The 15,897-nt window shown below is 42.9% G+C and carries 14 protein-coding genes and 2 pseudogenes; 13 read left to right on the forward strand and 3 right to left on the reverse strand.

Annotation, left to right across the window (positions count from 1 at the left end; genetic code table 11):
* Positions 1-34: 34 nt before the first annotated feature.
* The 6 genes and pseudogenes from ACU6U9_RS19230 (at position 35) to ACU6U9_RS19255 (ending at position 8,860) form a co-directional block, all read left to right on the forward strand.
* A complete protein-coding gene (locus tag ACU6U9_RS19230; protein ID WP_446736600.1) occupies positions 35-3,418 on the forward strand; it encodes a methylmalonyl-CoA mutase family protein in 3,384 nt (1,127 codons plus the stop codon).
* A gap of 291 nt (positions 3,419-3,709) precedes the next feature.
* Positions 3,710-3,917, forward strand: a pseudogene (locus tag ACU6U9_RS19235) (cold-shock protein).
* A 118-nt stretch (positions 3,918-4,035) separates the two neighbouring features.
* Positions 4,036-5,133: a glutathione S-transferase family protein gene (locus ACU6U9_RS19240; RefSeq protein WP_446736601.1), complete on the forward strand. Its 1,098-nt coding sequence runs from the start codon at positions 4,036-4,038 to the stop codon at positions 5,131-5,133.
* A 28-nt stretch (positions 5,134-5,161) separates the two neighbouring features.
* Complete coding sequence (locus ACU6U9_RS19245; RefSeq protein ID WP_446736602.1) at positions 5,162-6,520, forward strand: leucyl aminopeptidase family protein; 1,359 nt, start codon at positions 5,162-5,164, stop codon at positions 6,518-6,520.
* Positions 6,521-6,691: 171 nt separating this feature from the next.
* Positions 6,692-7,708, forward strand: a complete 1,017-nt coding sequence (trhO, locus tag ACU6U9_RS19250; protein WP_446736603.1) for an oxygen-dependent tRNA uridine(34) hydroxylase TrhO — start codon at positions 6,692-6,694, stop codon at positions 7,706-7,708.
* 285 nt (positions 7,709-7,993) lie between these two features.
* A complete protein-coding gene (locus ACU6U9_RS19255; protein WP_446736604.1) occupies positions 7,994-8,860 on the forward strand; it encodes a diguanylate cyclase domain-containing protein in 867 nt (288 codons plus the stop codon).
* Between the two features lie 34 nt (positions 8,861-8,894).
* Here ACU6U9_RS19255 and tpx read toward each other — a convergent pair.
* Positions 8,895-9,390: pseudogene (tpx, locus tag ACU6U9_RS19260) on the reverse strand (thiol peroxidase).
* A 153-nt stretch (positions 9,391-9,543) separates the two neighbouring features.
* Here tpx and ACU6U9_RS19265 point away from each other — a divergent pair.
* The 5 genes from ACU6U9_RS19265 (at position 9,544) to ACU6U9_RS19285 (ending at position 11,828) form a co-directional block, all read left to right on the forward strand.
* Positions 9,544-9,966, forward strand: a complete 423-nt coding sequence (locus ACU6U9_RS19265) for an MmcQ/YjbR family DNA-binding protein (protein ID WP_446736605.1) — start codon at positions 9,544-9,546, stop codon at positions 9,964-9,966.
* Positions 9,967-10,037: 71 nt separating this feature from the next.
* Entirely contained in the window at positions 10,038-10,574 is a 537-nt protein-coding gene (locus ACU6U9_RS19270) for a DUF2058 domain-containing protein (protein ID WP_446736606.1), read from the forward strand.
* Positions 10,575-10,804: 230 nt separating this feature from the next.
* Positions 10,805-11,179, forward strand: a complete 375-nt coding sequence (locus ACU6U9_RS19275) for a hypothetical protein (RefSeq protein ID WP_446736607.1) — start codon at positions 10,805-10,807, stop codon at positions 11,177-11,179.
* Between the two features lie 83 nt (positions 11,180-11,262).
* A complete protein-coding gene (locus ACU6U9_RS19280; protein WP_446736608.1) occupies positions 11,263-11,616 on the forward strand; it encodes a DUF1428 domain-containing protein in 354 nt (117 codons plus the stop codon).
* Between the two features lie 47 nt (positions 11,617-11,663).
* Complete coding sequence (locus ACU6U9_RS19285) at positions 11,664-11,828, forward strand: hypothetical protein (protein WP_446736609.1); 165 nt, start codon at positions 11,664-11,666, stop codon at positions 11,826-11,828.
* Between the two features lie 77 nt (positions 11,829-11,905).
* On the opposite strand, the gene ACU6U9_RS19290 is transcribed toward ACU6U9_RS19285, so the two are convergent.
* Complete coding sequence (locus ACU6U9_RS19290; RefSeq protein WP_446736610.1) at positions 11,906-13,501, reverse strand: ABC-F family ATPase; 1,596 nt, start codon at positions 13,499-13,501, stop codon at positions 11,906-11,908.
* Between the two features lie 230 nt (positions 13,502-13,731).
* Here ACU6U9_RS19290 and ACU6U9_RS19295 point away from each other — a divergent pair, with 230 nt between their 5' ends.
* The gene (locus ACU6U9_RS19295) at positions 13,732-14,016 is read left to right on the forward strand and encodes an antibiotic biosynthesis monooxygenase family protein (protein ID WP_446736611.1); all 285 of its coding nucleotides are present in this window, start codon (positions 13,732-13,734) and stop codon (positions 14,014-14,016) included.
* A 234-nt stretch (positions 14,017-14,250) separates the two neighbouring features.
* The gene (locus ACU6U9_RS19300) at positions 14,251-15,177 is read left to right on the forward strand and encodes a helix-turn-helix domain-containing protein (protein ID WP_446736612.1); all 927 of its coding nucleotides are present in this window, start codon (positions 14,251-14,253) and stop codon (positions 15,175-15,177) included.
* Between the two features lie 45 nt (positions 15,178-15,222).
* Here the strand turns inward: ACU6U9_RS19300 and ACU6U9_RS19305 are convergent, their stop codons facing one another.
* Positions 15,223-15,669 (reverse strand): bleomycin resistance protein, encoded by a 447-nt coding sequence (locus ACU6U9_RS19305; RefSeq protein WP_446736613.1) that lies wholly within the window; start codon positions 15,667-15,669, stop codon positions 15,223-15,225.
* Between the last annotated feature and the right edge of the window lie 228 nt (positions 15,670-15,897).

The following is a 15,897-nucleotide window of genomic DNA, read 5'->3' on the forward strand; positions in this document are numbered from 1 at the left end:
CTAACGAATCATTTAGTGTTATTTGAGGTGAAGTATGAGCACACAGCCATTGCGTTTTGTCACCGCAGCCAGTCTCTTTGACGGTCATGATGCCGCCATTAATATCATGCGCCGCTTAATACAAGACAAAGGTGTTGAGGTTATCCACCTTGGCCATAATCGCAGTGTTCAAGATGTTGTGAACGCCGCCCTACAAGAAGATGCCGACGCCATTTGTTTAAGCTCTTACCAAGGTGGTCACATTGAATATTTCCAATACCTAATCGACCGTTTAAAACACGCAGGCGCCGAACACATTGCTGTATTTGGCGGGGGCGGTGGCACCATCACCCCAGAAGAAATCAAGCAATTACATGATTACGGCGTAGAACGTATTTACCACCCTAATGACGGCATGAAAATGGGGTTACTCGGTATGATTGATGACGTCGTCATACGCGCAGAAAAACGCCGTCAGCACATACTGCCAGATACTCAACAAGCCCCTACACATCATATCGCCAGAATGCTGAGCGCCTTAGAAGACAACACCCTAACAACTGAAACATTAAATAGCCTACGTCAACAATGGCATCAGCTGCCACAAGCCCCAGTACTTGGTATTACCGGCACTGGCGGTGCCGGTAAATCCAGTTTAACCGATGAGCTACTCAATCGTTTTTGTCAGTTTTTACCTCACATAAAAATTGCAGTATTGGCCGTTGACCCCACTCGCAGACGTACCGGCGGTGCATTATTAGGGGATCGCATTCGCATGAACAGCCTAGGTCATGCCAACATATTTATGCGTTCAATGGCCACTCGCAGGCAGCACGCGGCAACCAATAGCATGCTGGCTGATGCCATTGGATTTTTAAAAAGCTCGGATATTGATCTTGTTATTGTTGAGACAGCAGGCATTGGCCAAAGCGACAGCGAGATTGTCGATTATGTGGATATATCAAGTTATGTCATGACCAGTGAATTTGGCGCAGCAAGCCAATTAGAAAAAATTGACATGTTGGATTTTGCCGACTGCATTGTCATCAATAAATTTGAAAAAGGTGGCAGCTCTGACGCATTGCGAGATGTAAAAAAACAATGGCGTCGTAATCATAATGAGTTTGCACTTGCAGATGATCAAGTACCTGTCTATCCATGTATTGCCAGCCAATTTAACGACCCCGGTGTTAATTGGTTTTTCGATTCACTCGTTCATTTACTGCAAAAAAATAACCCTGATTTTGCACAAAAGACCAATTACACATCACGTTTTAACGCCATAGAACCAAAAGGCACCGCGATTATTCCAAGTCATCGCAGCCGCTACTTATCTGAAATATCAGATAGTGGTCGCCAACAAGCATCACTCATTGAGCAACACAGTATAAGCGCCACAAAAGCACAGCACTGCTATGAAGCACTGAAAGAATTAAACGATTCAGCATTGCCAGAACCACTTGAACATTACACGCAAACCGCATTACAAGAAGACAGCCCACACTCCTTATTGCGACAGCGCTACCAAAGCCATCTCTGCAATATTGAGCCTTCATTACTAAACATATTGAAGCAATGGCCACACCAACGCAACGCAGTCACCGTCGAGCACTATGAGTATCAAGTGCGGGATAAAGTCATCAAGGGCGATAACTACCAAAAAAGTCTTAGCCACTTAGATATCTGTAAAGTTGCAGCACCACTCGACAATAACTGGGGAAGTTGGGTGCTGTTTTTAGGCAAAGAAAATTTACCCGGCTTCTACCCTTATACCTCGGGTGTATTCCCCTATCGACGCCAAGGCGAAGACCCCATTCGCATGTTTGCAGGTGAAGGCACGCCGGAACGTACAAATCGACGTTTTCATTATTTAAGCAAAGGCCAAGATGCCGCACGGCTATCTACCGCATTTGATAGTGTAACGCTATATGGCGAAAACCCAGCGGTAAGGCCAGATATTTTCGGCAAGGTGGGTAATTCTGGCGTCAGCATTGCTAGCGTCGATGACATGAAAAAACTCTACAGCGGTTTTGACCTATGCTCACCCACCACCTCTGTTTCAATGACAATCAATGGCCCAGCGCCAATTATTCTTGCGTTCTTTGTAAACGCGGCCATCGACCAACAAGTTGAAAAATATTTAAAAAAAAATCAACGTTGGCCACAGGCGCAAATCACGATTAATGAATACTTCAAAGATCACCCCAAGCCCTCTTATGCAGGCGAACTGCCCGACAATAACAACGGGCTTGGCTTAGCCTTATTAGGAATTAACGGTGAATTATTAGTCGACAAACACACTTATGAAAATATTAAACAGCAAACATTGAAAACCATACGCGGTACCGTTCAAGCTGATATTTTAAAAGAAGACCAAGCGCAAAACACCTGCATATTTTCGACTGAGTTTGCCATGCATATGATGGGCGATATCCAGCAATATTTTATTGATCACGATGTGAAAAATTTTTACAGCGTCTCGATTAGTGGTTATCACATTGCTGAAGCAGGTGCGAACCCCATTAGCCAATTAGCGTTTACTCTCGCAAACGGCTTCACCATTGCCGAGTATTACTTAAGCCGAGGTATGAACATTAATGACTTTGCCCCTAACTTAAGTTTCTTTTTTAGCAATGGCATGGACCCAGAGTACGCCGTCATCGGACGTGTTGCGCGCCGAATTTGGGCAAAAGCCATCAAGCATCGCTATCAAGGTAACGAGCGCTCGCAAAAATTAAAATACCACATTCAAACATCTGGGCGCTCACTCCATGCCCAAGAAATTCAGTTCAATGATATCCGTACGACCTTGCAAGCCATGTACGCCCTATTTGATAACTGCAATAGCTTACACACCAATGCCTTTGATGAAGCCATCACTACACCAACAGAAGACAGCGTACGCCGAGCAGTGGCCATTCAGCTCATTATTAACAGAGAGCTAGGCATGAATATGTGTGAAAACCCATTGCAGGGCTCATTTTTTGTTGAACAACTAACCGACCAAGTAGAAGAAGCGGTTTATCAAGAGTTCGATCGATTAAGTGATCGTGGTGGTGTATTGGGCGCTATGGACACCATGTATCAACGCAGCAAAATTCAAGATGAATCTATGTACTACGAACATAAAAAACACGACGGCAGCCTACCTATTATTGGAGTAAACACATTTTTGGGAAATGACAGCCAAGATATCAGTGGTAATTTAGAGTTAGCTCGTTCGAGTGATGATGAAAAACACCAACAAATCAATAACATCGAGCAGTTTCATCAACAACACCAAAGTAATGCAGAACAGGCTCTGCAATCATTACAAGCTTGTGCAGTAGAAAGAGGCAATACATTTGCCAGTTTAATTGAGGCAGTCAAACATGCCTCACTTGGGCAAATCAGTCATGCACTGTATGTAGCAGGTGGTGAGTATCGACGAAATATGTAATTGATTGTTACTTTATTTACGTTGCAATTTTATGACCAACATATAACTTTTAATGAAAATTTATTCGATTATTTAAATCTTAATATGACATTTTAAAACCTCACAATATTCATGGGAAAAAAATGGTTTTTTCGCATATTTTTTGTTTTATTTAAAAACAATTGGGTCTAAGATAAGCACTGATTTATCAAATGGAATACTCCAGATAAATCTTACCGATACGACCACACGCTTACCGCGTAGGTCGTAGTTAAACTGCCAATACAATTGGCCTGAAAGAGAGTAGAAAAAATGTCACGTGTTAACGGAACCGTTAAATGGTTCAACGACGAAAAAGGTTTTGGTTTCATTGAGCAAAGAAGGTGGCAAAGATGTTTTTGTTCACTACAGTGCAATCAATGCATCAGGGCGTAAAAGCCTAGCTGAAGGCCAACAGGTTACCATGACTGTGACTGATGGCGCTAAAGGCCCTCAAGCTGAAGACGTTATCCCTGATTAATCAGGCAAAATCGAAAGTGGCTTCTGGCCACTTTCTTTTTATATAAGTCGCACAAATTTGCCATGAGTGTTCACACCCTGCTAACGTTAGAGTCTGGGTCGCAGAATAAGAACACAGCATGTCTAAAATTCAAGTATATGGCTGGGATGTCAGCCCCTTCACCGCCAAGGTACGCAGCTACCTTTCTTACAAGCAACTTGACCCCGATTACAAAGTGGTAAGTGCTTGGCAATTAAATTACAAAATCAAAAAAGACGTGGGCCAAATTATCATGCCCGTGGTGTATGACGATAATACCGTACTGCAAGACAGCAGCGTCATCATTGACCATTACGAACAAAAGTATTCTTCAAAAGCGGTTATTCCTGATGAGCCCCTTCATAAAATATGCGCCTATATTCTAGAACTACTTGGGGATGAATGGCTACCACTATCAGCGTTGCATTACCGTTGGCACTACCCGGAGAATAACCCATTTATTTATGGCGAATTTGGTCGTAGCGCGCTGCCTAAATTTCCAACATTTATGCAATCGTTTGTTGCAAAGAAAATGGGTGCGAAAATGGCGGGCTACCTTCCTATTCTCGGTATCAATGAAGCCATGCAACAACCACTTGAAACCAATACACACAGTATTTTAAATTTTTTAAATCTACATTTAGCTCAACATACATTTATATTTGGTACACGCCCGAGCCTGGCCGATTTTTCTTTATACGGCCCTATTTATGCGCACCTATATCGGGACCCATTTCCGGACAAATTAATCACATCGTACCCCCATATTATTAACTGGATTAACACCCTCAACGGCCCCATCAACCTACATAATGGCGAATGGCTGGAAACACCGACACTGCCCTTAAGCTTACTTCCGATACTGCAAATCTGGAGTCAAACCCATGTGCCTTTAATCAAAGAAAGCATCCGCGGGTTTACTGAATGGTGCCAATACTACCCAGATAAAACTCGACTACCACGCACCTTTGGCAGCACCACTCTCACCATTGACAACATTCAATCTAAACGATTAAACCTCAGTTATGTATTATGGATGTGGCAACGACTGCAAACCGTATATAACGCACTAAAAGAGCATGAAAAAAACAATGTTGATGCATTGCTTAATCAATTAGGTGTTTTAGAAATGATTCAAACGCCTCTTGTAAAAAAGATTCAGTTAAAGCAGTGCAGGTTACACCTAGCCCCATGCTAAACTCACGCCACTGTACTAAGGATTCATTATGCAAAACGTTATTATTCATGATTCAACTGGCATCCCTTTACACCTTTTTGAGAAAAATCAATATTCACAATGGCTAGAGCAACAAAGTAGCTTCGTAAAAAATTGGCTTGAGCAAAGCCAATATAAAGAGCAAGGCCTTGCGCTTATTCCTAGTAAAGATGGCGCATTAGAAACCGCTATTTTTGTCAGTGAGAACCTGTCGGACTTCTTTGCAACGGCAGATTTAGCCAAAGTCCTACCAGCCAAAACATTTTTATTGAAAGCAGACGCTGAGCACCAATTAAATACCGCCATTGCATTTGGCTTAACCAGCTATCGTTTTGATAAATATAAAGCCGTCACTCAAGGCCAACCCAAATTAGCCATTGCCGATAAAGCCATCATCGAGCAAGCAGATAAGTTTATTGCAGCGGCCACCCTTGTGCGTGACATGATCAACACACCCGCCAGCGACATGATGCCGCAGCATATGTCCGTGACCATGGAATCCCTTGCATGCGAGTTTGGCGCACAATTTAGCGAAATTATTGGCGATGAGCTATTAACCCAAAATTACCCGACGATTCATGCCGTAGGACGAGCCAGTTGTCATGCGCCACGCTTGCTTGATATGCACTGGGGCAACACTGAGCACCCCAAAGTGACACTAGTGGGCAAAGGCGTCTGCTTTGACAGCGGCGGCCTTGATCTTAAGCCTGGTGCTGCCATGCGTAACATGAAAAAAGACATGGGTGGTGCCGCGCACGTATTGGGCCTTGCTCGTTTAATCATGAGCCACCATTTACCGATCAACCTGCGTGTATTAGTGCCCAGCGTTGAAAACGCCGTATCAGACAATGCCTTTCGTCCGGGCGATGTATTAACCACTCGCCATGGCCTAACCGTCGAAATCGACAACACAGACGCCGAAGGCCGTTTAGTGCTGTGCGACGCATTAAGTGAAGCGAATAATGACAACCCCGAACTGATCATTGATTTCGCCACGCTTACCGGCGCGTGCCGCGTGGCACTGGGCACAGAATTACCAGGGTTTTTTACCAATGATCAAGCCACCGCCAATGCATTAATGCTCGCCAGCGAAAAAAGCCAAGACCCTGTTTGGCAACTGCCCCTGCATCAAGCGTATAAAGACATGCTAAAAAGCGACATTGCCGACATGGTCAACAGCGTACCAAGCCCGTTTGGCGGCGCGATTACAGCGGCCCTGTACCTTGAGGCATTCGTTAAAAAAGACACCCCTTGGGTGCATTTTGATGTTATGGCTTGGAACAACCGCAGCTTGCCAGGGCGCCCTATCGGTGGCGAAGCCATGGGGATTCGCGCTGCCTTTGACATGCTGGCCACCAAATATCAGTAAAACTCGCGATACGCAGCTTGTTATTGCCCACGGTAATAACAAGCTGGATTAACCTAAGATCTTCACAAATGGCGTAAAATCACTATAATCCCGCCCAGCTGATCGTTTCAGCGATTGATTTTAAGCCAAATAGAATGCGCCGAACTTACGCTTCGGTTAGCAGGAGAAGATATGACCCAGTCCCAACACACTGGCAGCATCGTCGTATGCGCCATGTATAAGTTTGTTACCCTTGAAAACTTCGAAGCCATTCGCCCTAACCTATTAAAGGTCATGGATGATAACCAGGTTCGCGGCACGTTATTATTAGCAGGTGAAGGCATTAACGGCACCGTTGCTGGCTCCCGTGACGCCATTGATACGCTACTGACTTGGTTTAAACACGACGAACGCTTAGCCGACATTGTTTACAAAGAATCCTATACCGATATCCAACCGTTTCACCGTACTAAAGTAAAATTGAAAAAAGAAATCGTCACCATGGGTGTTGAAGGCATCGACCCAAAACAAGTCGTGGGCACGTATGTTGAACCTAAAGATTGGAACGACCTAATCAGCGACCCAGACGTCGTACTTGTAGACACGCGCAACGACTATGAATATCAAGTCGGCACATTCCGTAACGCAATTAACCCGAACACGGAAACCTTTCGCGAATTCCCACAGTACGTTAAAGAAAACCTAGATCCAACTAAACACAAAAAAGTCGCTATGTTTTGCACTGGCGGTATTCGCTGCGAAAAATCAACGGCGTACATGAAAGAGCAAGGTTTTGAAGAAGTTTATCACCTTAAAGGCGGCATCTTAAAATACTTAGAAGACGTACCTGAAGACAATACACTTTGGGACGGCGAATGTTTTGTATTTGATGAGCGCGTCACCGTAAACCATAAACTAGAAAAAGGCGAATACGACCAGTGTCATGCGTGTCGTTTACCGATTACCGAAGACGAAAAACTGGATAGCCGCTATCAAAAAGGCGTAAGCTGCCCACACTGCTTCGACAAAATCACAGACGAGCAACGCGCACGCTTTGCCGAGCGTGAAAAGCAAGTCGAGCTTGCTAAACAACGCGGTGAAGCCCATATCGGCTCTGACGTAAAAGACGCCATTAAAGCGCATCGCAAAGCAAAAGATGTAGAGCGTGAACAGCAGCGCCTACGCAGCCAAGCTGGGAAAAAAGCTTAAGCAAACACATAGAAAACAAAAGCCGTTAACTCGTCAGTGCTAACGGCTTTTTAATAAAACACGTTTCTATTTTCACTGAACATCAGCAACTCAGCTTTCTATACTTATAAAAAACATAATAAAAGCGGTTCATTAGAGCCCATTCATATGGCTCAAGGTTATATAGACACTCATTATCTGCCTTAACTAAACACTTACCCGCTTTGACTATTTCTATTCTGTATTCCATTGCTAGACTGATAACCATTAAGCAATTAAACATAAAATGAATAATGAGCAATCGATTTGAAATCCGAGCAGTTATTACTCAGAGCCAAAGCCTTTGATCACCTTTTTGATTCTGTCGTGGTCACAGATGATCAAGGTATCATCACTGACTGGAATATTGGGTCTGAAAAACTGTACGGCTACACCGAACAAGAAGCGATTGGCCAAACCGTCAGTATTCTTCATGTACCAGAAGACACGGAGCATATTACCGAAGAAGTATTAGCCGCAGTGGCCCGCGAGGGAAAGTGGACAGGTGAAGTTCGCATGCTAAAAAAAGACGGCTCAATCGGTTGGATTGAATCTATGTGCATCCCCATTTTAGATGATGATAAACACATGATTGGCGCATTAGGCATTAACCGCGATATCACCCAACGCATAGATGAAACTGAACAACTGCGGTATCAAGCTAGATTCGATTACCTGACCAACATCCCAAATAGATACTCACTTATCGATCGTATTGACCATTTAATTGCGCAATACGAACGCAATCAGTGCGCGTTTAGTCTACTATTTTTTGATTTAGATAATTTCAAAAAAATTAATGATACCCATGGGCATTCGTTCGGGGACTTAGTACTGAAAGAAGCTGCCAAGCGCATTTCAAACAGTATCCGAAAATCGGACATGGTTGCACGCATTGGTGGTGATGAATTTATTTTGTTACTTGAGAATACGCATAAAAAAAGCGACATCAAAACCGCTATTAATTACATTACCGAAAACCTCTACAAAGATATGAAAATCAATGATCAAACATTAAATATTCACGCCAGTATTGGTTATGCTACTTTCCCTACCAACGGCTCATCCTGCGATGAGCTGCTCACCTATGCCGATAAAGGTATGTACAACGCCAAAAAACAACAAAGCCGTTAACACCTAAGCGTTAACGGCCTTTTTACAGTTGTTCTTATAAAACCGCTAACGCGGCATCATAGTTTGGTTCATCAACAGTTTCAGCCACTTGCTGAGAGTGCAGTACTTTGCCTGACTCATCGATTACCACTACGGATCGAGACAATAATTTGCTCAACGGGCCTGAGATAAATTCAACACCATAATCTAAACCGAAGCTTGAGCGAAAGCTAGATGCTACCTTCACGTTCTCAATGCCTTCAGCACCACAAAAGCGGCTTAATGCAAACGGTAGATCCGCTGAGACACAAACAACAACGGTATTATCTAATGCAGCGGCCTTTTCATTAAACTTGCGAACAGAGGCGGCACAGGTTGCAGTATCAACAGAAGGGAAAATATTCAAAATAATACGCTTACCAGCCAAATCGCTCCTGCATTAGGTCTGATAAATCACTTTGCACTAGCGTGAAAGCAGGTGCTTGAGAACCTGCTTTAGGTAACTCACCCTGAGTATCAAACGCATTGCCTTGAAGTGTAACTGTTGCCATGATGATTCCTTGTGTTTATGTGAAGTTATATGTATTCAACATATGAATGTCAGCCAAAGACTAACTTGCTTCATTGACTTACGAAAGCAATACTTCACTGGATCAATAAAACACTCTATCCAATAAAGAAGCGAAAAACCTAAAGAGCAAACCATGACCTTTGACCAATGCTGTGAATATCTAGCAAGCAAGCCAGAAGCGCAATTAAGCTTTCCATTTGACCAAGACGTGCATGTTTACAAAGTATGCAACAAGATGTTTGCTCTTATTAGCTCAACGGGCAACAAAACCCCAAACAACCCGAATCAAGTGGCACAAATGAATTTAAAGTGTGACCCCTTTCATGCACAAGAGCTCAGGGATGTTTTTTCAGCCGTCATTCCTGGCTATCACATGAACAAAAAGCATTGGAATACGCTGATTCTTGATGACACCCTCCCCGAGAGTGAAATTAAGCGCCTCATTGACCACAGCTACGCCCTTGTGTCGAGCAAACTTACCCGAGCACAAAAGGTCCCACTTGAGCTTAAATACTCGAAAGAAGCACTTTATCGCGCTTTAAACCCTTTTGAGTGACACAGCACTAGGCAACCCACACTCAGATCACTAAAATAACACCCTATTTCATATTCATTAGTGAGCAAGTCATGGCATCGTTACAAGAGCAGCTGTTAAAAGCTGGCCTAACCAACAAAAAGAAAATGCAGCAAGCAGAGCGCGCAAAGAAGAAAGTCGCCAAGCAAATCCGTAAAGGCGATGAGGTAATTGACGAAACCAAATTACAAACAGAGAAAGCACGTAAAGAAAAACTCGAAAAAGACAAAAAACTAAATGACGAGCGTAAAGCACAGGAACAAACCAAAGCATTGGCCGCTCAAATCAAGCAGTTAATTCAAAATCATGCCATCAAACGTGAAGGGGCTGAGCTTGACTACAATTTCCAAGATGGTAATAAAATCAAGCGCATACAAGTCACCAGCCTACTTCAACATCAGCTAAGCCGAGGCATATTGGCTATCGCTAAACTAGATCAAAGCTACTTTATCATTCCCGTTGTAGTGGCCGATAAAATTCGAGAGCGTAATGAGAGTTTTGTTGTATACCAAGCTGAACCATCTAAGCAAGAAATAGTAGAAGACGACCCGTATGCTGACTATCAAATCCCAGATGATTTAATGTGGTAGTCCATTAAAGCAGACCGCTTCACAAAAAAAGGCTTAATCAGCAATGGTTAGGCCTTTTATTTTGGCCAAAACAAACTATATTTAAATGAACTAATGAAAACAAAAAAACTCAAAGAAGGTTATAAATAAATCCAATTGAGTCAGCTAACCAACTCACACACCGCATTATTGTCATTGGTTAGCACCCAACCCTACTCATTACATAATTACTTACGAGGTAACGGAATAATATGAGTGATTTAAGTGACATAAAAAAAGCGCGTGAACATTGGTATAAAGCCTATTTCAAAGGCGACACGGATGTATTACAAAAAATTGAATCGTCTGATTTCTATGTGAGCAGCCCCAAGGGAAAAGAAGAGCGACTCACGCGTTATGACACAATCAAACAAGCGATAAAAAACGGCAAGTGGTTTGAAACCGACATAACGCTAGAAGAAAACGCTCTTCAGTTTCTGCTAAATGATCGTAAAGCAAAAGTATCGGGCCACGGTCGTACGTCAGCTAATGGCAACCCGCTACTTGAAATAGATTTTGAAGAAAATTGGGTTAAATCAAAACACGGCTGGCAAGTACAAGCACTGCATTTAAACAAGGTGGTTTAGCCGATCTAAAAACCGCTACAAAAGTCATGGTCATACTTAATTGATAGCGCTATATTCTAGAAGTACTTTTATGGAGACTTCACATGAGCTACATAGACGGTTACATGTTAGCGGTACCAACTGACAACAAACAAGCTTATATCGAAATGACAAAGCGCTTCGCGCCAATCTTTAAACAGCATGGCATGATCAGCGTAACAGAGTGCTGGGGAGACGATGTTCCTGAAGGTAAAGTTACATCAATGCCCATGGCTGTAAAATGCAAAGATAATGAAACCGTCGTATTTAGCTGGATGGTTTGGCCAGACAAAGCTACGCGTGACAAAGGCATGAAAGCAGCCATGTCAGACCCTGAAATGAGTATGGCTGACCTTGATATACCATTCGATGGTAAACGCATGATATTTGGTGGATTTGAAGTGGCATTTGAAGCTTAATCACTAATTACGGCAGTAAACACAACTCACAATAAAAAGGTATCACCATGAAAACTGCTCTTCTTATCTCTGTTAGTTTATTTACCCTATTCACGCTAAGTGGCTGTGAAAGCATGCCTGAAAAAGCAAAAAATGATGGGCAAGCCGCCGCCGAACGAGCAAAGCAAAACGCAGAAAAAGCGTATGACGATATGAAAGAAGACATGGAATAATCAAACCATACAAACAAAAAAAACGGCTTAAGAATCGCTTCTTAAGCCGTTTTTTTGTGTCACTTAAATGCTAATAATTATGCATCTAAACCCTGTGACTTAAGGTAATCATCATAGCTACCATGGAAATCCACTAGACCTTGATCGGTGATCTCAATGATGCGCGTGGCAATGGAGCTTACGAATTGACGGTCATGGGATACAAATATCAACGTACCTTCATAGTTCTCAAGTGCCAGGTTCAATGCTTCGATTGATTCCATGTCCATGTGGTTAGTCGGCTCATCTAACAATAAGATATTCGGGAATTGCATCATTAACTTACCGAATAGCATACGGCCTTGCTCACCACCGGATATAACCTTCACTGACTTTTTGATGTCACCCGCACTAAACAACATACGGCCAAGCTGACCACGAACCACTTGCTCGTCATCACCTTCGTTTTTCCATTGGTCCATCCAGTCATAAAGGTTTAAGTCTTGCTCAAAATCACTAGAGTGGTTTTGCGCGTAATAACCGATATTTGCATTTTCAGACCACTTCATAGTGCCCGCTTTTGATGGCATCTTACCCGCAAGCGTATGCAACAAGGTGGTTTTACCGATACCATTTTGGCCGATAACCGCAATGCGCTCACCCACTTCAACCATCAAGTTTACTTTATCGAACAAGGTATTATCGTCATAACCTTGCTTTAAATCTTCAACGATCAATGCATTACGGAACAATTTCTTCTCTTGCTCGAAACGAATGAATGGCGATTGACGGCTAGAGGCTTTAACCTCATCTAACTTGATTTTATCAATTTGCTTCGCTCGGCTGGTCGCCTGCTTGGCTTTTGATGCGTTTGCCGAGAAACGGCTTACGAAGGTTTTTAATTCTGCAATTTGAGCTTGTTTCTTCGCGTTATTAGCCAGCATACGCTCACGGGACTGAGTCGCCGCGGTCATGTACTCATCATAGTTACCAGGGTAAACACGTAACTCACCGTAATCCAAGTCAGCCATGTGGGTACAAATACTGTTTAAGAAGTGACGGTCATGCGAAATGATGATCATGGTGCAGTTACGATCATTAAGCACCCCTTCTAGCCAACGGATGGCGTTAATGTCCAAGTTGTTGGTTGGTTCGTCGAGTAAAAGAATATCTGGGTCGGCAAACAACACCTGCGCGAGTAGTACGCGCAGTTTCCAACCTGGAGCGACCGCACTCATCAAGCCATAATGTTGGTCAATAGGAATATCCAAGCCTAGGAGTAATTCACCGGCACGGGCTTCGGCTGAATAACCATCCATCTCAGCAAATTCGGTTTCTAGATCAGCTACGCGCATGCCGTCTTCTTCGGTCATATCTGGGTTGGCATAAATCGCATCACGCTCGCTTTTTACTTTCCAAAGCTCAGCATGACCCATTAATACGGTATCAATAACGGAATACTCTTCGTAGCCAAACTGGTCCTGATTCAATTTAGCCATGCGCTCATTAGGATCAATGCTGACGCTACCAGTAGTTGGCTCAAGCTCACTACCCAGTATTTTCATGAAGGTTGACTTACCGCAACCATTCGCGCCAATTAGACCGTAGCGATTACCTTCACCGAATTTAACTGAAATGTCTTCAAAAAGGGGTTTATCCCCAAACTGCATGGTGATATTAGCCGTAGAAATCAAGTTGGATACCTAAGATATGAGTATTTATCGAATGGCCGCGAAGATTACCCTTTGTGGCCTATTTGATCAAATGATTCTACCCATTTAACGCCCTTTACCCCAGATTGGTGCAGGGATTGTCTGACCAAGTAGATTCAAGCCTCTCAGTCCTTGAATATCATTAAAAGACGTATTAAGTTGGGGCATATAATACCGAAAAATAAGATACACCTACTGTTATTGGATTAACCATGATCAAAGTAATCATAGAGCGCAATATCGCTGAAGGCTTAGAGCTAAATTATTTGGACGCCATCCGCACCACACTAAAAGCCGTATTGGAGGCCCCAGGGTATATTTCAAGCCAATCTCTCACCGACATTTATCGCCCTAATCACCGCCTTATTGTCATCAACTGGGCATCTGTTCAGGCATGGGAAAAGTGGCAATCATCACCCGAGCGTAAAAACGCCATCTCGGATATCACACCCATTTTAGATGGTGACGAAAAAATCACCGTGGCTGAAATCAGATAAAAACCTAAAGATAACCTGCTATGTAGCGGGTTATCGTTTTTAGCTTAAGCTGCTTGTGAAACCCCGCGTAACCCCTTATATTGCCACCACTATTTTTTATTAATGCTAGGTTTTATCTTTGCATGCACGCTCTCTCTGAACCCACCGTTGGGTTAGCCTCAGCACAGGCCATCATCGATTTTTTCCTACAGTTCAATATGGACACCAAGGCACTAGCAAGTGAGCTAGGTATTGATGAAGCGCTTATTTCTGAAGCCCGATCAGCGCTTACCGCTAAGCATTTATCACTCGATCTGGGATTTGGCCATAAAAAAAAGCCAATGCCCTGAGCTTGGCTTGAGCATTGCCCAAAACGAAGGCATTGAAGACTTAGGCTTAGTTGCCCACGTGGTCTATAACAGCAGCACCATAAAAGAAGGGTTAGAGCACTACATTCGCTTATTCAGTGTGGTCAATGAAGCCATTGAATTAGAATGCGAAATCATTGATAAACGTTGCCACCTTCGCTACATCTACAAATCGCCTGATTTTTATCATATTCCGGATATCGAACGCACGCTTGCCATTGTGGTTCTGCGCACGATTAAGGCCGTGGGGCTCGAAACTCGCTTCCATTGCGTTAATTTCCAGCACAGCCAACCCGAGTATGCACAAAAATTTGAAGACGTATTCCCCTGTAAGGTTAACTTTGACCAACCTTATTGTGAGGTCATCTTTGACAGTAAAATGCTGAGCATGAAGCCCAAGCGTCGCAACCCACATACCCGTGTCGCTACATTAAATTATGCGAACCAAGTTTTGTCTCGCCTATTCAAACGCAGTATTTCAAGCAAAGTAAAACGCATTATTGAAAAGAATTTAAGTGATGGTAGTTTTGATGCAGAGCAAACCGCCAAGCTACTTAACATGAGCAGACAGACCCTGTATCGAAAATTAAAAAATGACGGCTCGTCTTACAGTGACCTAGTTGATCAAGTTAAGCAGAACAAAGCATTTTTTCTGCTCAAACAAACCCAACTACCACTAACCGTAATTGCTTATGATTTAGGGTTTTCTGAATTAAGCGCATTTACTCGGGCGTTTAAACGCTGGACAGCACAGACACCGGCCGAATATCGCAAGCAAGCGACAGGCAAAAAGTCGTCTACGAAAGCAGATTAATCGTTATAAAATCGATACAGCCTGTATTTAGACGATTTTTAATCGCTAAGCCGTTAAGTCATGCTTAGCATTATGAGTAGTTAACCTGAGTAAATACCCATCTGGGTCCATAATCATAAATTGTCTAACATTTATGAATTCAGCACCTGCTCGATATGATCTTTGCTCTAAAGGTAGCTTAATAGGATAACCGTTTCTTAATAAACGCTCGTAAACAACCTCAAAGTCCGTAACGATTATCTGAAAATTAATCCCCCTACCAAACGGATATTCTAACGCTGCAGTCAGCCATGGCTCATCACTGGGCTCCTGTGTATCTACCTGCTCAAGCATGATGAACACACCATCACGCTCTATTGTTGCAAAACCTTCTTCTAGACGCGAAAAGCAAACTTTAAAGCCAAGTAGTCTCGTATAAAAGTCTAAAGATACCGCAATGTCACGAACATTTAATTCTGGTGTTAATGGCGGAAACGTATTGGCTATATCCATAATTTAATCTACGAAAGCCCAAAAAAATTAATCGACCATATCAAGCTATGCTATCAAAGCTCGCTTGTTCTGATAACGCATCTATGTTGCCTAAAATATTAATAAAGGGCTGAAATAATTTGATTGGTTGCATGATTCCCCATTCCCGGTCCTTTTGTATCAAGAAACCCATAGGTTTTATCGGCTAATTTCTTTGAAATCTCATATAGTTTTTTATATTTGTACATT

The organism is Pseudomonas sp. HK3 (assembly GCF_052920985.1).